Raw genomic sequence first — 17,431 nt, forward strand, 5'->3', positions numbered from 1 at the left:
TAATGCCTGAACCAATGGATTTTTTCCTTATTTTCTTAATAGAGGGATTGAACATCCAGACAGGAGAAGTCCCTCTACCGCTTTTTGGATTAGCTGGGATACTAATGTTAATAGGTGGCTTTCAAGTGCTACAACTACTGAATTGGGCAAGCGAACGTTTGATATCTCCACAGGTCAAAGAAGTCTATCAAAAGGTGGTTGAGCCTTACCGGGGGTTGCTGGGAATCGTCGTCGCTTTGGCTACGGTCGAACTGATTATTCTCCTCATCCCCGCCCTTAGAAATTATCCATTAATTGAAGTACCAGTTAGTTTATCTTTAACAATTTGTATTAGCTGGTTTAGTTCCCGTCTCTTCCGACAGTTTTTTGATGTTTACCTCTTAGATGTTGCTTTTAAGAGGGGTCGTAAACTTAATAGTGAGTTTTTTGTTTTAGCTAAAGTCCTAGCTAATTTTATAATTTTATTAATAGCGGTTATTGTCTTTTCCGAAACCCATAAAATTAATATTTTCGGTTTATTAGCTAGCTTGGGAATTGGTGGACTAGCTGTAGCTTTTGCCGCTCAAAAAATTTTGGAGCAATTATTAGGAGGAATTGTCCTTTATATTGATCGCCCTTTTGTTGTTGATGACTATATCGGCTTACCGGATGGAGTTTTTGGCAAAGTTGAATCGATTGGCTTGCGTTCTACAAAAATTCGCACCTCTGGTAAAGGTACGCTGGTGATTGTGCCGAACAGTTCTCTAACACAGGTGAATATTGAGAACTTTACAGGTGCTAAAAAAGTCATGGCTATACTTAACTTAAATTTTCCTCAAAATATTCCGAATGAAGAACGTGCCTTGATTCAACAGGTGATTATGAAAAGCACTGATGATATTTTTGGTATAGACACCCGCAGCACTAGTGTAAATTTTCAAGACTTTGCTGATTCTGAATTAAAGAAAACGCAAGCACAAATTACCTTCTTTATTCTCGGTTCCGGTAACGTTTCGATGGAGTTACGCCGTCAGCTTTTGGATATTGCTAGTCATAAATTGACGAATCAGTTGAAAGACTATGGAATTACTTTTATTATTGAAGAACCCACTGTTTATGTGGATGCACCAATTACTATTTGAATAATTTGATGGAGATACTGAACCTAATAAATAGTCAAATAGATACCGTTAAGCCAGTTTTGTTAAGATTAGGGATATTCGGTTTATTTCTCCTCCTCTCTTGGATCGTTGGACGCTATACCCCCTCAATTCTCAGACTGCTGATTCGGCGTTTTTTCCCCCACAAAGTAACGGCAATTTATGAAAATCTCATAGATCCGATTAGTCATTTGCTCAAGATTGCTGGAACGTTAATTCTCATTTCTGTCTCATTGAACTGGCTCAAGCCTTATCCGGGAATATACAGCTTTCTCAGTTTTTTCATCGATTTGGCAGTAACGATTAGCGTTGCTTGGTTAGTTTCTCGATTCTTTCGGCAGTTTGTTCGGGTCTATGGAATTAATTTAGTCCGCAAGTTGGGTCGAGAAGTTGATGAACTTTTGCTGGTTTTTGAGACATTAGCTAATGTGGTGATTGGATTTATTGCTGTCTTGTCGTTTGCTCAGGGGCGATTCGATTTAGTGGGTTTAATGGCTGGTTTAGGCATTGGGGGATTAGCAATAGCGTTTGCGGCTCAAAAAACCCTAGAACAGCTTTTAGGAACGGTTGTATTGTATTTAGATCGCCCTTTTGTTCCAGGAGAATATATTCGTTTACCCCATTCCCAACAATTACCAGAGGGGCTGTTTGGACGAGTAGAATCGATTGGTTTGCGCTCCACAAAGATTCGCACGGCAGCTAAAAGTACGCTATTTATTGTTCCCAATTCTACCTTGGCAAATTTGGAAATTGAGAATATTACCAGGGGGAAGAAGGTGATGGTTTTGCTGTATTTGGATTTTGCGCGATCGCTCGAAGAACGGGAACACGCCTTAGTGCAACAAGTCATTAACGATTCTACCAATTCTGTATTTGGAATTGACCCAGGAAGTACAAATATTACCCTGACCCTTGATGAGGAATTAGGAACCACTCGTGCTAGAGTAACATTCTTTATTTTGGGTTCAAGTGAAAGTTCGATTCAGCTAAGAAAGCGGCTTCTGGAACTAGCCAATAGTAAAATATCTAAAAAGTTACTGGCTTATAAAATTAATTTTACGATGCAAGAACCGATGATTTATGTTGAGTCACCTGTCACTATTTAGAATTCTATTAGTGATTGGAAAGTCATTTTTTTAATCTTACTCTAGAAAGACGTAATTCCTTGGAACCCTACTTAGGGTTGAGATAGGAAAGATTCAATCTAGTAAAATTTCAATAAAATGACTATGCAAAGTACAGTGGAGACACACAGGGTTCATCCCAACTTAGACCGAATAGGCAACAGGTTACGTTTGGTTGGTTGGGCTAGTTGGTGGATACAGCTAGGGTTCGGGGCTGTTTCTGTTCTGATGTTGTTATTTGCTATCTCTGGACGTAGCTTTAGCCGATCTATCGCGCCTGCACCTGGAGTCCCAGTAACGGGTTACACCCAAGCAACAACGCCTGGACTTGGATTTAGTGTCTTTTGGGCAGTTTGTGGAATTTTGGTGTTGCTGTTTACTATTTATCTGGCTTTTCGTTTAACTCGCTTGGCAAAACGACTTCGCAATCCTAATCCAGAGTTACACCCCAAAAAAGCAGAGGTGATGCAGTTGTTGCGGATTGCTATAATTGCTGGTTTTGTGGGAATGCTGTTAACTATTTTAGGGAGTGGAGCAGGTTTGGGAGTACTACTATCAAAATCAATTGCTCAACCTCAAGGGGTAGCAATTTATGACCCAAATCGCGTCATTCGTTCTTTAGATATCTTCGTTGCCATGGCAGGTATGAACGGGATTGTTGCTCACTATGTCGGCACAGTGGCTTCTGGGGGACTGTTTATCTGGCTACATCCTCAGTTGTAATCAGTTGTAAGTAAGTCACCCTCCGAGGAAAAAGGAATCGTCTTTTTTCCGCTCCGAAGTTAGTGGTAAATATTTGAGGGGGTATACTTTCTAAGCTGTTTAAGAAATCGCCATTGTCATAAGATTCTCAATAAGAGTCGGCGGCGATAAAAGAATTGTGTCGCAACAAAGGCTCATTTTTGTAATGATGTTTCCCGTTCAAGTGAATCAGAACCTCGTACTTCATGAACTCGACTAGAGCGAACGATGATTGTAAACCGCTGCTTCATTTCTTTTTCAAGAAATTCTTCTACCAATCGCACTTGCTTAGGAGTGATGGGTTTATCTGCCTGAACATTTAAGTAAACTTCTGGAGGATTTTTGGTCCAATTGACCTCAGTTTTACTTAGCCGTACCTGTTGTCCTATTGTGATAGTGCGGTTGACCAGATTTTTTCTCAACGTCGCTTGTAGCTGGGATTGTTTCACCAACTGGAAAAAACTTGCTCCCAAAGGCAAAAGTAAAATACCAGTTAAACCCAAAATCCATCCTAAAGCATGGCTTATCTTGGCATAGCCCATCGTGATGAAAACGAGCATACAAGCAAGGGTAATCCCTAAGAGGTTAGTCAGGTATAGTAAAAACGCTCCCCAGCTAAATTGCCAAATTCCCTGAGATAAGGATAAACCTACTACACAAATTGGCGGCATTAAAGCCACCGCGATCGCAGTTCCCGCTAATGCATCACTAATTTTTGGTCGAACTTTAGCATAACCGCTAATACCCCCAGCCGCGACAGCAATTCCTAAGTCCACTAAATTCGGTTGAGTGCGTGAGAGGACTTCCGAACCAAACTCTGGAATTGCAACTAAACTCCCCAACAATCCAGCCAAGAAAATAGATACTCCAGTGCCAACTCCTACTGAAATTAGGCTTTGGCGGAACAAATGCAAGTCTCCCTCCAAAGCGCTAAATGCTAGCGATCGCAATGGTAACATCAAGGGAGCAATAATCATTGCCCCAATAATTACGGCTGCACTGTTACTGATGAGTCCAAAGCTGGCAATCAGACAAGAACTAACAATCAGAACTACATAGTTCTGACTGAGTTCAGCATCAACTGTCAAAGACTCGTGTAGGTTTTTGAGTTCTTTCTGAGAGGCGTTGGGTTGGAGCATAAAAATCTTGACAGACTAGTTCCTAGTTCAATTATTTTTGCAAGGCTACACCCAATTAATTTTATTGCCTCTTCTGTTCAAAAGAACTAAGAAAATTATAGCGATCGCCCCTTGTGCAAGTTTTTATCTAGAATGCCAAACAAGATGAGGAGAAAAGCGGATAAGCGCAATAAGTATAAGTCAGGAGTTGTTTCATTAGCATAGGGAGTAAAGCCTAGTAAAGTTCTATTAATTGCCAACATGAAAAAGGCTAAGGTAAAGCTAATAAATAAACGGTCTTTTGTCTCCTTCCAGAAACGCAGGAAAAACAATCCTGCTACTGCACATCCCATCGCAATTGTTCCCATGATAAAGCTTGTCATACTCCCCCTACTTTTCTCTTTCAGTAGTTTCTTTCCGTAGGATAAGCTTACTTTGCTTCCCACACCAATCCATATAAAAGAAAAATTATACCAATTAATGGGACTGAAGTCCGCCAAGGTGATAGATCAATTGAAGGAATAATCACTTTGTCAATAAAAAGAATCACATTATCTAGCGTAAACATGGCAAAACATAGTCCGCTCCACAACAGTAATCGAGCTTTACTTTTCCGATAACCTCGTAGAAGTAAAACGCAACAAGTAAAAGCAATGACGGCACACAGCATATAAACAATCCATGCCATATTATTCTTCTTCCTCACTTTTCAACTTAAAAGCATCTGCAAATGATTGAATCGGATTCTTAGATAAAGAATAGATAAAATTAATCAGACTAACAGGATAGTATCGATCAAGCTGAGCTAATTGCTCAATCATGTTATCTACATCATCATTTTTTGGATTGTAGCTATAAAAATGCTCTTTATCTTGACGTTCAATTTTTAAAAATCCACGTTTATTTAAAAACTTTAGGATTTCTTTCACAGTTGTATGGTGTAAATAAAGTTTCTTGCCTATATTGTAAATTGTCCATTTCTCATTACTATTTTCTTTAAAAAACAGCAAGATTTTCAAACAATCTATTGTTTTAACATTATGAATAATAAACCGTTGAATTTCTTCGGAAAATTTTTCCATGTCTCTTGAGGATAGATACAGCTCGAATCAATCGTTAAAGCTGATTTAATAAAGCTTGTTTATTTGCCCTATTACTATTAATTGAGTGCAATCATTTTGATAACCTTCCCAGAAGGTTTAACCGAAAAAAGCATTATACCTTCTAGTGGAATACGAACCTTTTCGATATAGCATCCTTCAAAAGGCTTAGGTTAAAGGTTTTGGCATGATCACAGGATTCTGTACCATAGGCAGAGTTAATGCGTTGACGCACAGGCTAGCACAATTCTAGATTTGTGACGCAGAGGCTGATTCCCCCAAAGCTGCAACATTTTTAGCAATGCCTCAATAAGTAGCTTGCCAACGGTGTCAATGGCAGACAGGCTCTAAGTGACAGAGACTTCCTCACCGATTTCTACCCGATTTCTACCCGATTTTTCGACTTATGAGGGATAACTTGAAGTTATAGCCTAGATTCACCCCTGTTTTAGTTTAAGGCAATTCAATGAAGATGCTGAAAATTTTGATATTGAAGTAGCGGAGTTGCCGCAGAAAAAATGATGTAAATGTTCTTGATATATTATACATATATGAAAATTATAGAAAAATAGCATTTTAGTTAAATTAAGGGATCTATCAATTAGCTCGGATTTCGAGCAACTGCCACTAAGTGGCAGTCAGGAATGGGGTTTATGTCCGGCAATCGCCATCGATTAACAGTGCTGTTGTCGGAGTTGTACCTAATAATAGAAATGTCACGATTGAGAACAAAGGCGCAAATGGCTGGGTACCCATTTCAGATCCTTTGCAAGGTTATGTATCTGCGGCTTATCTCGAATATGATACTTGATGGGATTGAGTTGAGTTATCGCTCCAGATGTTGAATGGTAAACGATGCAAGGCGTCCGACTCGGTGTACTTTTCGGTTTTGAAAATCTACGTTGATTTGTTGATTTTTTTTCTCATCCTGTGGAGTTTTACAGTCAGTGTTTTTCTAGCGAATTATCCTGAGACTTTCCCCTGCCACCTATAAGGGTATGGGAGTCGTGGGAACGATATAAATTTATTAAGATTTTATCTGTTTTCAATGCCTTAAATAGATTATTTTTTATAATATGGTATATAGTTTATGAGATAAGATAATCTCAAACCAAACTCAAAAAATGGGTGATTTGCTGTCGTTGCCGTCAAGAAATATAACCGACGGTTTTAGGATACAGCAGCTTGAGTTTTATTTTCTTGTGTCAAGATATCACATTTCCTATGATTTTGTCCCTGTTAACATGGATGGGAAGTGGAGTAACAGCTTTTCTTTGCACTCTGGTAAGGCGACAACATCATTTAATTGTCCAGCAACAGTTAGAAATTGAACGACATCTAGCCGCAGAGCAAGCAGCGGCACTCTCTCAAGCCCAAAAAATTCTGACAAGAACGGCTGATGATATTCACGATAGACCACTACAGGAACTTAAGTTGGTTATGGATGATTTAGAACTTTTGCAGCTCGATCATTCAACTATAGATATTGATGCCACTCTAGATAAGCTCGAAAATATTGGATACGGAACCAAATTAATGAGCGCGATCGCGACTCAACTTCCTTGTCTGATAACTTGCACCATTCTCAATTAGCTACATAATCCACTCCATGTATCAAAAGCGCGATCGCCTCTATTGCCTGGTGTTCAGATGAACTTAGTACACTCAACTAGTCAGCTTTCATCCGTGCAATTGCTTAGTCAGACTAAACTTGAGCCTGGTTATGTGGCTACTGGCTCATCCAAATGAGCGAACGGTGAGATAATTCAATGGGCTTGGATGCTGTCCTAGACGTTGTTTAAAGCAAAAGATAGGGAAATTCCTGGCTGTAAGTCCACCATTTCTCCGTGATAGATAATCGAGACAGAGGATTGATTCGTACTTGCGGCGGCAACATTCAGGCGATCGCCTATCTTCTCAATTTGGAAATCGTTAGACTGAAGTTGCAAGCTTACCCGCAAATGGTTGATTGAAGTGGGGAAAGATGGATTGAGGTAGATCCGACCTCTATTCACTTTTAAACCGAGGTAATGGTGCTGGAGAACATATAGTGTCCCTGCCATTGCTCCCAGATGAATCCCACTTTTCACCTCATCACTACTAGCACCCGATACATCGGTAATGAGTGACTGGGTAAATAGCTGCCAGGATTTCTCCAGCTCAAGTTGAGACAAAGCCCCAGCATAGACAAAACGGGATAAGCTCGATTCATGGGATGTGCGCTGAAGGTGATATGCCAGCGTTTGCTGCATCTGGTTCAGATCAAATGTATACCCCAGTCGTTGCAGCAGTGCTTCTATTTCTGCCTTGGAGAACAGAAAGAATAGCATTGCCAAATCTGCCTGTTTAGCAACTTGATAGCGATTGACATCATCACCCTTCGCCTCCAATACCCAGTTAATCCGCTCATGATCAAACTGCTGCCAATCTAACTCTTGCAGGCGATCGAACCCTTCGTACTGGCTCAGACTCCCATTTTCATCAAAAACCACGCGCATTTTCCGGCTGACTGTATCCCAGTAGTCGATTTCCTCTTGACTCAGCTTTAGCCAATGGTAAAGCTCTCTTCTGCGAGAGGCGGGGAGTAAATCTAAGACTTCCTGAGCGCGGCAAAGTGTCCAAACCGCCATCAAGTTGGTGTAGGAGTTGTTGTTAATGCCTGATGTAGTTGCGTTGGGGTAGCCAGTGTGGTACTCATCTGGCCCCATAACTCCCAGAATTTCGTAGCGTTCAAATTCAGGATGGTAGGTGGCGAAACTTACCCAAAATCGAGCAACTTCGATGAGTAACTCAGCCCCGTAGTCGCAAAGGAACATAATATCATTGGTGATGATGTAGTATTCCCAGACAGTATGGGCAACGATCGCGCTGATATGGCGCTGCAACTGGGTGTGATCGGGTGTCCAGTGACCAGAGAGTAAATTAAACTGAAAACGGGGGGTTTCTTCACCTCCAGTACTGGCACTGCGCCAGGGATACATTGCACCCCGATAACCCTGTTGATGAGCCAGAGCACGTGCGGCATTGAGACGACGATAGCGATACAACAATATTTCTCTAGCGATCGCCGGAAAGCGATAGATGAGAAATGGCAGCACAAAAACTTCATCCCAAAAAATATGTCCGCGATAGCCTTCACCATGCCAGCCACGAGCTGGTAAACCTGCATCCAGATCTGCTGTATGGGGTGAAAAGGTTTGGAGAATGTGAAAAATGTGCAGCCGTGCAATTCGCAGGTATTCGACTGGCTCAAATTCAAGATCGCAGCGCATCCATAGTCTTTCCCAAGCATGTTTGGAGGCATTCAATAAATCTGTAAAACTAGGGGCAGTTAGCACGACTTCCTGCGACGCTTCAATACAACAGGCGATCGCAGGATCACGCGACGTATACAAAGCCGCTATTTTCTCGATCGCAATCACCGCACCCCGATTAACATGGACTCGAATACACTCCCCGATTTGGGCTTTTTCCTGCTCAATGGTTCGCGTTGACTCGACCGCAGCACCATCCACCAACACCTGAGTACGTGCCGCCAATCCCAGTTCAACACGGGACTGACTGGTGCGCGTATTTAGCCAAATCCCTGCTGGTTCCAGGGTTCCTGTCGCTATTGGCTCAAGGTGCTGCTTGTTGTAGGGTTCGTAGCGCTTAACATTATTATTGATGACCCGCCCATCGATCGCGGAGCGAATTTCTAGCTCCCCTGACCAGTTTTCGGCAATTAATTCTAAATGCAATCCCGCAAGGTGCGGTTGAGCCATACTGACAAATCGGTGTTCGTGCAGTTTTGTTTGCCGTCCGTCGCGATCGCGAAACTGAATCTCCCGCCGCAACACCCCGGAACGCAGATGCAAACTTTGTTGATAAGAAAGGATTTCGACTTGATCAATAGAAAACCAGTCTCCGCCATCAATGCGAAACGTTAATGCTAACCAGTTGGGCAAATTGACCAGCGATTCATTCTCTACCGTCTCACCATTGACCTGGCTAACCAAACGATTGTAAAGACCGGCTCGATAAGTGCCAGGATAGTGAATCTCATCTGCCGTCGCCTCAATCGCTGCTGCACGGGTGACAAAATAGCCATTTCCGACGGCAAACAACCCTTCCCGGTGTCCTTCATCCTGGGGGTCGTAGCCATCAAACGCCATGACCCAGGTATGTTCTGAGTCTGCGCTATCGTAATCAGAGAACATGGGCATGATTGACAATTTGCTCAAATAGTGCATCAAGTTGCGTTCGCGTCGGGTAAGCCGGTTGAGAACCATACTGGGTAACAGCCGCATGGGAAGCCGCCGTCGCCAAACAAGCCGCATCTAAAAGGGATTTTCCTTCAACAACGGCAACGGCTAGACCTCCTGCAAATGCATCACCTGCCCCAGTTGCATCAACCACATCCACGGGAGTCGGGGGAATATGCACAACCTGTTCGGAGTTCACTAGAACGCAACCTCCATCTTTTAGCTTCACAAAGGCATTCTTAACTCCCTGTTCTACCAGATAGCGACCCGCCTCAACCGCATGGTCAACAGAATCGATCGCAATCCCTGTTAACTGCTTTGCTTCCTGGGCATCGGGGACAATATAGCTGATTTGAGAAAACAACGACTGATCCACATACTTTACCGGAGAAGGGTCAAGGATAACAGGAATGCCACGTTCATGGGCTGCCGAAATGCCGTGATTGGCAATAAAAGGAGTAATTTCATAATCAACAACCAAAACTGACCCAGAGGGGGCGCTTTCAATGGCTGCACTCACCATTTCAACATCTTCTTCTGACCATTGGTAATTCGCATTGCCAGCTAGGAGAACACCTTTCTTGCCATCTGGCGGCACCGCAATCATGGAAACAGCAGTACTTTGACCCGCGACAGCCTGCACATATTGCAGATCGATATCTATTTCCCGTAGCGATCGCAATGCCTGTTCTTTCAAGTCATCGTCTCCCACATGACCGATTAACCGCGTAGAAATCCCCAGGCGACTCGCCAGATAGGCAACATTCGCTGCTTTTCCACCCCCCAATCGCACAAAATCGTGTGCTAGTAGTACCCCCTTACTCAAGTCTGGTTGGCGATCGACTCGCACTTGAAAATCAGCATTGATACTGCCGAGAGAAATCACCACTCCCTGACTCATGAGGTCATTACTCCTGAAATTCCTTCAAGAAAATTTTGGCAGCTTTTCTAATTCAACGCATGACTCTACCGAAATATCTCTAATCCTTGTAACAATTATTCTGTTCGTGAGGATGGAGGATGCAGAATTAGTGCTTCGCTTCTTTGCTCTACGGCATATTGACAATTTCCGAGGTGGAATGGAAAATTTTCTTAATTTTTATATGATGAAAAGTTTAGAATTCAATGATGTAGATATTGAGTTCCTTCATCATCTTTTTTGGGAATTGGGTAGAGAAGTACAAAAGTACAAGATTCTTTATAGAAGAAATTTTAGCAGGTGAAAACACTGTTGAAGGAACACTCAATGAACTAATAAGCTATCGAAATGATGCAGCCTATGGTGCTGTTGTTGATAATGTCTTGGGTTCTAGTACATTACTAGTGCAAGAAGGCAGTTCGCGTAGCGTTCTCCGTAGGAGTAGAAACAAGGCTAAAGGCAGAAGATAAGAACGCTTTTACACTAAGCTTTCTAACCTTTTTGGACTGGTGGGTTATTTTCGCCACGCTGCACTAGAATATGTGATTTTGTTGAAAGTTTGTGTCAATCCCTAGCTGAGTTAGTAACTTAATTTTGCCTGAAAACCGCTACGCCAGCAATAGCAGAAGTTAGCGGTGCTGTTTGGGTAATTGGAGAGAATCGCAATCAGGCAGATAACGCAATAGTCAAACAAACACCCCCCTTTTGAGGGATGATTGCTATTCTTCAATACCCTAAAAGAGTTAGCAGGTTGCCCTTTTGGATAGAGGGCGGACAATTTCCTAAATGTGGGGGTTGGAGGAGCCATAGTGCTACCTCCCTGGTACCCCATGACTATTGAAATGCCAGCCGTAATAATCAACTCCCAACGACTGGTAAAAACGTTTCTCTTTCCCCTGCTCATGCAACTATCTGACCGAACCACGCAAACCTTAATGGCAGTTATTGCCACAATCTTGATTGTGGCTGCCCTAAGAGCAACTCAACCCATTTCCATGCCCTTAGCGTTCGCGTTTTTTATTGCCGTTTTGGTATACCCACTCCAACGCTGGTTCAATCGTTATATACCTCATTGGTTAAGCTTGGTTCTGGTTCTATTGCTCTTAGCAGGAGTGTTGGGTTTAGCCGTGGGAGCATTGGAAATAAGTGCTGAAATTATTGAACCAAAGGCACCCGAATATCTGAATCGCCTGCAACAAATGGCAGAATCCGCGCAATCTTGGGCACAGGCGCGAGGTTTTCCAGTTTCGCAGTTTTCTTCTGGGCAAAACTCAAATCAACTCACTCAGGAGGCAATTGGTGGAATTAAATCACTCCTGTCTGCTCTAAGTTTGTTTGTGTTGGTAGTATCGTTACTGGTTCTGTTGCTCTTAGAAGTCAATCAATACAAAGAAAAAACGCAGCGAGCATTTCCTTCTCGGACAAGCGATCGCCTAATTAATGCTGTCGGTAGTATGAGTGAAAAGCTACGTCGTTACCTTTTCGTCATGACTCTGACCAGTTTTTTAACAGGAGTATTGACCAGCATTTTGTGTTTTATTTTAGGAGTTGATTTGGCATTTGTTTGGGGGTTAATCGCTTTTGTTCTCAACTATATTCCGACATTAGGGTCAATTATTGCCGTCATTCCACCTACGCTAGTGGCTCTTGTTTTTAATGGGGTCGGTCGAGGGATTGCCACATTAATTGGTTTAGCGGTGCTCCAGGTGGCGATCGGTAATTTTGTCGATCCTCGCCTCCAAGGGAAAACATTGCAGCTATCGCCGTTTATTGCGTTGATTTCCATCGTGTTTTGGGGATGGGTATGGGGCATTCCGGGTGCTATTTTGGGCGTACCGATGACGGTAGCAATTATTCTCCTTTGTCAGGAGTTTGACTCAACGCGAGGGATTGCAATTGTTCTGGGCGAAGTAGAAAAGAGTAAGTCATAAAACAAACATGAGTAATAGTAACCAAAGCAATTCATCGACCTCAAAGACAACAACTAATCCGAAAGAAAACCAAGAACAAACTGTACCCAAGCCACCGGAGGGGTGGAAGCGCTTAAAGTGGTTGGGACCTAGCTTTTTGTGGATGCTGTCTGCCGCTGGTTCTGGGGAGTTGCTGTTTACGCCTCGAATTGCCGCCCTCTATGGCTATTCTCTCCTGTGGGCGCTGCTTGCTGCTGTCGTTCTCAAATGGTTTATCAACCGCGAGGTGGGGCGCTTCTCCGTTTGTACGGGGGCAACGATACTCGAAGGTTTTAGGCGACTTCCTGGCCCGAAAAACTGGGCAATCTGGCTGATTTTGGTGCCGCAGGTGGTTGTGGCGATCGCAACGGTTGCCGGACTCTCAGGTGCTGCTGCCACTGCACTGATTCTAGTAACGGGGGGAACGGTTCAGCTTTGGACAGTAATCATCATTGCTGTGACCGCTGCGATCGTTTTCCTGGGACAATACAAAACGGTGGAAAAAATTTCCTCCTATGTCGGGATTGCCCGCACAATTGCTGTAGTCGCTGCTGCCATCTTTGTTTTTCCCAACCTGAAGAACCTGGGCGCAGGGTTATTGCCGCAAATTCCCTCCGATGTGCAATATCAGGAAATCTTGCCTTGGCTAGGGTTTATGCTGGCAGGGGCAGCAGGGTTGATGTGGTATTCCTACTGGGTGGAAGCGAGAGGGTATGGTGCGGCGGCGCTTAAGCAAGAAGAACCCCTCGATCCCCATCAAATTAACGAAGAAGAACGCGATCGCTTAAAGGGTTGGACTACCCTAATGACCCTATCCAACACCTTAGCGGTAGTCGGTGCGCTTTTGGCAGCATTATCGTTCCTGATTCTCGGTGGAGAATTGCTGCATCCCCAAGGTTTAGTGCCTAAAGAAAATCAGGTGGCGGAAACGTTAGGTAGTTTGCTTGGCAATCTTTGGGGACCCTTTGGTTTCTGGTTTATGATTGCGATTGTTTTTATTACCTTTTGTAGCACCACGCTGTCAGTTCAGGATGGCTTTGGACGGATGTTTGCTGATGGGACAAATATTCTTTGCCAAGGGTTTGGCGTGCAGGGTCGGTGGACAAATGAAAAGTTTTTACGGAAAGCTTACATCGTAGGATTACTCGCAGTTCTACCGATTGGGATTTACCTAATTTTTGGTCAACCGATTGCTTTACTTCAGTTAGCTGGAGGCATTGAAGCTGCCCACATTCCGATTGTTACCGGGCTGACGCTTTACCTGAATCATCGAATGCTGCCTGAAAAATTACAACCGTCAAAAATCACCTGGGCAGGCACTGCGATCGCAGGACTGTTTTTCGCTGGTTTTGCAATTATCTATCTTCTCCAATTACTAGGGGTGATGGGTTCTAGCGGCTGAGCAATCGTTCGACAGCAAAGAACTCTAATATCCCGAAAGGAGATAAATAGGTTGAACCGACAAGTGCAATCACTAGAAGAGAGAATTACCAAGTTTGTAAGGTGCGTTCAACGTCGGAATACTGGAGAGATTCTGTTTGCCTGCGCTCTCATTGCTGTCTTTGCTTTGGATAGATGAAAAGTACCAAATCAAACTTAAAAACCTGGTTAAGCCTAAGTGCGGGAACATTCTTAGGGCTAATTGCCATTAATTTGGGATTGCCAGCACTTTTCCTCATCTTGCGCGTACCATCATTCGCAGTGGGTAATAAGGACTTATGGATTTTGCGTTGGAAAAATGATGCGAGTGGATCTGGCATCGAATTCAATCTGGTGTTCTTGCTGATGGTTGCGATCGTTGTTGGCTTAGTGGGATTACTGATCAAAGTACAGAGCAAGCGTCACCGTTAGCAAAACATGAAGACTCAGATATGACCCAATGTTGCGCCAGATTACAGTAAAGATTAATCAATACGTGAGGTGATAACAATGACCAAAGCGACCAAACCAGTCTCTAACCGCATTGCCCTAGCCTTTGACTTTGACGACACCCTCGTACCGGATACATTCGACCACTTGGTTGAAAACTGCGGCTTTGATCATCACGCATTTCGTAAAGAGCGAGTTCAGCCATTAATCGATAAGGGTTGGGAACCAATTCTGGCTAGATTTTACAGCCTGATTGAGGAATCAAAACAACGGGATCAGGACAAAATTACCAAAGAGTACCTCACCAAATTTGGTGAGGAATTAGCTCCCTTTGAAGGCGTACCTGAAATGTTTAAAAGGCTGCGGCAGAGTGCTAAAACGATAGTTCCAGATATCGAGGTTGAGTTCTACCTAATTACCTGCGGCATGGTAGAAATCGCTCGCCATACTTGCATCGCCTCTGAATTTACAGCCATGTGGGGATGTGAATTCAGCTACAACGAAGAGGGTGAAATTGAGTTTGTGAAACAACTAGTTAGCCACACTGAAAAGACACGCTATCTCTTCCAACTCGCCAAGGGAATCGATAAGACAAATCAAGATGGACAGATGTTTGTCTATCGCGATGTCTCCCCGGAAGAACTGCACGTTCCCCTTCGTCAGGTGATTTACGTTGGCGATGGCTCCTCGGATATCCCTTGCTTTTCTCTAATGAATGAAGAGAACGGAGTAGCAATTGGTGTTTATAAAGGGAGTACAGTTCAAGAGTGGAACCGTGAGGTACAACTGAGTACCAGTCAGCGCGTTGCTAATCTAGCGGAGGCTGACTATAGAGAGGATTCTGAACTGATGCGATCGCTAACACTAGCTGTCGAAAGTATGTGCAAACAAATCGCCCTCTTGCAACTCAGTGTTGGTGAATAGTTGGCGATGGATGATTGACCGTTTTACCGGTCTCTTCATAAAAATGACTAAGTTTGTCATTGAATTAAATTCAAAACCGAAGGAGATACCTTATGAACAAACCGATTGGACAAACACGATGGGCGATTGCAGAAGGTTACATTCCCAGTTGGGGTAATGGACCAGAACCGCAGTTCACGAGTCATGAAACTGCCTGTATGCTCAATACTTCAGACCAGGATGCCCATGTTGAAATTACCATCTACTTTAGCGACAAAGAACCTGTTGGACCTTACCGAGTAACCGTTCCACCCAGGCGCACTCTTCATCTGCGCTTCAACGACCTCACCGATCCCGAACCGATTCCTCGCGATACAGATTATGGCAGTGTGTTTGAGTCGGATGTGCCAATTGTTGTGCAGCATACCCGTCTCGATTCCCGTCAGTCTGAGAATGCACTACTCAGCACCATCGCTTATGGCAGCAACGATTAAATCCCCGTTTTTGATAATAGATAATCACCTCCCATTACCAATTTCCCATTAATAAATTTAACCGATGAAAAATCTCTGGTACAAAGACGCAATTATCTACTCCTTAGATGTGGAGACATTTATGGATGTCAACGGCAATGGCATCGGTGACTTTATCGGACTCACCAAACGCCTGAACCACCTGGCTGGATTGGGAGTTACCTGCCTGTGGCTATTGCCGTTCTACCCCTCCCCAAACCGAGACAACGGCTACGACATCATGGACTATTACAACGTTGACCCGCGTCTGGGAACTCTGGGAGACTTTGTGGAGTTCATGCATCAGGCTCGCGATCGCGGCATTCGTCTGATCATTGACCTTGTGGTCAATCACACCTCAAATCAACATCCGTGGTTCCAGTCCGCCCGCTCTGACAAAAACTCGAAGTATCGCGACTACTACGTATGGACAGATAATCCCCCCAAAGACGCTCAAGACAAGGTGGCTTTTCCCGGTGTGCAGGAGAGTATCTGGGAATATGATGAACAAGCTGGCGCATACTATTTGCACCGATTCTATAAGGAACAGCCAGACTTAAATACTGCCAATCCAGAGGTGCGTGAGGAGATTCGCAAGATTATGGGTTTCTGGCTGGAACTTGGCGTATCCGGCTTTCGCATAGACGCTGCCCCATTCCTAATCGAGCCACTGGGTATGGAGAATGCCAAACGTGAGGAACTCCACAACCTTCTGTCTGACATGCGAGAATTTGTTTCGGAACGACGTGGCGATGGCGTGTTGCTAGCAGAGGCGAACGTCTCGCCTGACCAAATCCCCCTTTACTTTGGAGATGGGGACAGGATGAATATGCTATTCAACTTTTTGTTGAACCAGTATATCTTCCTCGCGTTGGCTAGGGAGCAGGCAGCCCCCATCATTGAGGGATTGAAAACACTGCCCGATACCCCACATACAGGACAGTGGGTGAACTTTCTGCGTCACCACGATGAACTTACCCTTGATGGCCTCACCAAGGACGAACAGCAAGAGATTTTCGCCGCTTTTGCACCCGATGAGACGATGCAAATTTACGGGCATGGCATCCGCCGTCGTCTGGCACCCATGCTCGGAGGCGATCGCCATCGCCTAGAGTTGGCGTATAGCCTGCTATTTAGCTTGCCCGGTACACCCCTGCTGCGCTATGGCGATGAGATTGGTATGGGCGATGATTTATCGCTTGAAGGTCGTACCAGCGTCCGCACGCCTATGCAATGGTCAAACACTCAAAATGGAGGCTTCTCCACAGCGCCTCAAGATGCACTCACACGACCCGTGATTTCAGAAGGGGAGTACGGCTATCAGCAGGTCAATGCCACTACCGAGCAGCGTGACCCGAACTCATTGCTCAACTGGATGGAGCGGGTGATTCGCATACGCCAGCAATGCCCAGAGTTGGGTCGGGGGAAGTGGTGCATTTTGGAAACGGATGAGCCAAGTGTATTTGCCCACTGTTGCGAGTGGGAGGGTAACACTGTACTGACCGTGCATAATCTGGCAAAGCAACCTTGTACGGTCACCCTTAAATTGAAGGACTTCAAGCCAAAGCACCTAATGGAGCTGTTTGCAAATCGGCAGTACGAACCCTTTGACGGCAATTCAAGTTCTATCGAAGTGGACGCATACGGGTATCGCTGGTTCCGCTCCGATAGTGTGCTTTAAACCATTCAAAATCAGGAGATTTCCTACATGAATACCTTACACCCCTCCCCAACCCTCCCCTTATCAAGGGGAGGGAGCAAGATTTTTCTTAACTTCCCCCCTTGCCAAGGGGGGATAGAGGGGGGTCATATT

The 17,431-nt window shown here is 44.2% G+C and carries 17 protein-coding genes; 11 read left to right on the forward strand and 6 right to left on the reverse strand.

Going from position 1 to position 17,431, the window contains the following annotated elements:
• The first annotated feature begins 2 nt into the window (after positions 1-2).
• The 3 genes from MIC7113_RS22320 to MIC7113_RS22330 all read left to right on the forward strand — a co-directional run bounded on the left by MIC7113_RS22320 (position 3) and on the right by MIC7113_RS22330 (position 2,986).
• On the forward strand, positions 3-1,121 hold the full coding sequence (locus tag MIC7113_RS22320; RefSeq protein ID WP_015184452.1) for a mechanosensitive ion channel family protein: 1,119 nt from the start codon (positions 3-5) through the stop codon (positions 1,119-1,121).
• Between the two features lie 8 nt (positions 1,122-1,129).
• Positions 1,130-2,245: a mechanosensitive ion channel family protein gene (locus MIC7113_RS22325; protein WP_015184453.1), complete on the forward strand. Its 1,116-nt coding sequence runs from the start codon at positions 1,130-1,132 to the stop codon at positions 2,243-2,245.
• A 123-nt stretch (positions 2,246-2,368) separates the two neighbouring features.
• The gene (locus tag MIC7113_RS22330; protein WP_015184454.1) at positions 2,369-2,986 is read left to right on the forward strand and encodes a DUF3611 family protein; all 618 of its coding nucleotides are present in this window, start codon (positions 2,369-2,371) and stop codon (positions 2,984-2,986) included.
• A 173-nt stretch (positions 2,987-3,159) separates the two neighbouring features.
• On the opposite strand, the gene MIC7113_RS22335 is transcribed toward MIC7113_RS22330, so the two are convergent.
• The 4 genes from MIC7113_RS22335 to MIC7113_RS22350 form a co-directional block, all read right to left on the reverse strand.
• On the reverse strand, positions 3,160-4,143 hold the full coding sequence (locus MIC7113_RS22335; RefSeq protein WP_015184455.1) for a DUF389 domain-containing protein: 984 nt from the start codon (positions 4,141-4,143) through the stop codon (positions 3,160-3,162).
• A gap of 95 nt (positions 4,144-4,238) precedes the next feature.
• On the reverse strand, positions 4,239-4,505 hold the full coding sequence (locus MIC7113_RS22340) for a DUF5985 family protein (protein ID WP_015184456.1): 267 nt from the start codon (positions 4,503-4,505) through the stop codon (positions 4,239-4,241).
• A gap of 47 nt (positions 4,506-4,552) precedes the next feature.
• Positions 4,553-4,810, reverse strand: a complete 258-nt coding sequence (locus MIC7113_RS22345; RefSeq protein ID WP_015184457.1) for a DUF5985 family protein — start codon at positions 4,808-4,810, stop codon at positions 4,553-4,555.
• Between the two features lies 1 nt (position 4,811).
• Positions 4,812-5,204 carry a BlaI/MecI/CopY family transcriptional regulator gene (locus tag MIC7113_RS22350; protein WP_015184458.1) on the reverse strand — a complete coding sequence of 131 codons (393 nt, stop codon included), beginning with the start codon at positions 5,202-5,204 and terminating at the stop codon, positions 4,812-4,814.
• 649 nt (positions 5,205-5,853) lie between these two features.
• On the opposite strand from MIC7113_RS22350, the gene MIC7113_RS39295 reads away from it, so the two are divergent.
• Together MIC7113_RS39295 and MIC7113_RS22355 are read left to right on the forward strand one after the other, a co-directional pair.
• Entirely contained in the window at positions 5,854-6,033 is a 180-nt protein-coding gene (locus MIC7113_RS39295) for an SH3 domain-containing protein (RefSeq protein ID WP_071884109.1), read from the forward strand.
• Between the two features lie 413 nt (positions 6,034-6,446).
• The gene (locus MIC7113_RS22355) at positions 6,447-6,815 is read left to right on the forward strand and encodes a hypothetical protein (RefSeq protein ID WP_041780174.1); all 369 of its coding nucleotides are present in this window, start codon (positions 6,447-6,449) and stop codon (positions 6,813-6,815) included.
• Between the two features lie 194 nt (positions 6,816-7,009).
• Here the strand turns inward: MIC7113_RS22355 and MIC7113_RS22360 are convergent, their stop codons facing one another.
• Both MIC7113_RS22360 and MIC7113_RS22365 read right to left on the reverse strand, forming a co-directional pair.
• On the reverse strand, positions 7,010-9,427 hold the full coding sequence (locus MIC7113_RS22360) for a glycoside hydrolase family 65 protein (RefSeq protein ID WP_015184459.1): 2,418 nt from the start codon (positions 9,425-9,427) through the stop codon (positions 7,010-7,012).
• Entirely contained in the window at positions 9,411-10,367 is a 957-nt protein-coding gene (locus MIC7113_RS22365; protein ID WP_015184460.1) for a ribokinase, read from the reverse strand. Before MIC7113_RS22365 ends, MIC7113_RS22360 begins: the two co-directional genes overlap by 17 nt.
• Positions 10,368-11,215: 848 nt before the next feature.
• Between MIC7113_RS22365 and MIC7113_RS22375 the strand changes: the two genes are divergently transcribed.
• The 6 genes from MIC7113_RS22375 to MIC7113_RS22400 all read left to right on the forward strand — a co-directional run bounded on the left by MIC7113_RS22375 (position 11,216) and on the right by MIC7113_RS22400 (position 17,299).
• Positions 11,216-12,316 carry an AI-2E family transporter gene (locus MIC7113_RS22375; RefSeq protein WP_226883504.1) on the forward strand — a complete coding sequence of 367 codons (1,101 nt, stop codon included), beginning with the start codon at positions 11,216-11,218 and terminating at the stop codon, positions 12,314-12,316.
• A gap of 7 nt (positions 12,317-12,323) precedes the next feature.
• The gene (locus MIC7113_RS22380) at positions 12,324-13,736 is read left to right on the forward strand and encodes an Nramp family divalent metal transporter (protein WP_015184462.1); all 1,413 of its coding nucleotides are present in this window, start codon (positions 12,324-12,326) and stop codon (positions 13,734-13,736) included.
• A 173-nt stretch (positions 13,737-13,909) separates the two neighbouring features.
• Positions 13,910-14,185 carry a hypothetical protein gene (locus MIC7113_RS22385; RefSeq protein ID WP_015184463.1) on the forward strand — a complete coding sequence of 92 codons (276 nt, stop codon included), beginning with the start codon at positions 13,910-13,912 and terminating at the stop codon, positions 14,183-14,185.
• A gap of 78 nt (positions 14,186-14,263) precedes the next feature.
• A complete protein-coding gene (locus tag MIC7113_RS22390) occupies positions 14,264-15,127 on the forward strand; it encodes an HAD family hydrolase (RefSeq protein ID WP_015184464.1) in 864 nt (287 codons plus the stop codon).
• Between the two features lie 92 nt (positions 15,128-15,219).
• A complete protein-coding gene (locus MIC7113_RS22395) occupies positions 15,220-15,600 on the forward strand; it encodes a sensory rhodopsin transducer (protein ID WP_015184465.1) in 381 nt (126 codons plus the stop codon).
• A gap of 64 nt (positions 15,601-15,664) precedes the next feature.
• Complete coding sequence (locus MIC7113_RS22400) at positions 15,665-17,299, forward strand: alpha-amylase family protein (protein ID WP_015184466.1); 1,635 nt, start codon at positions 15,665-15,667, stop codon at positions 17,297-17,299.
• The last annotated feature ends 132 nt before the right edge of the window (positions 17,300-17,431 follow it).

Origin of the sequence: Allocoleopsis franciscana PCC 7113 (assembly GCF_000317515.1) — a bacterium.
Classification (GTDB): Bacteria; Cyanobacteriota; Cyanobacteriia; order Cyanobacteriales; family Coleofasciculaceae; genus Allocoleopsis; species Allocoleopsis franciscana.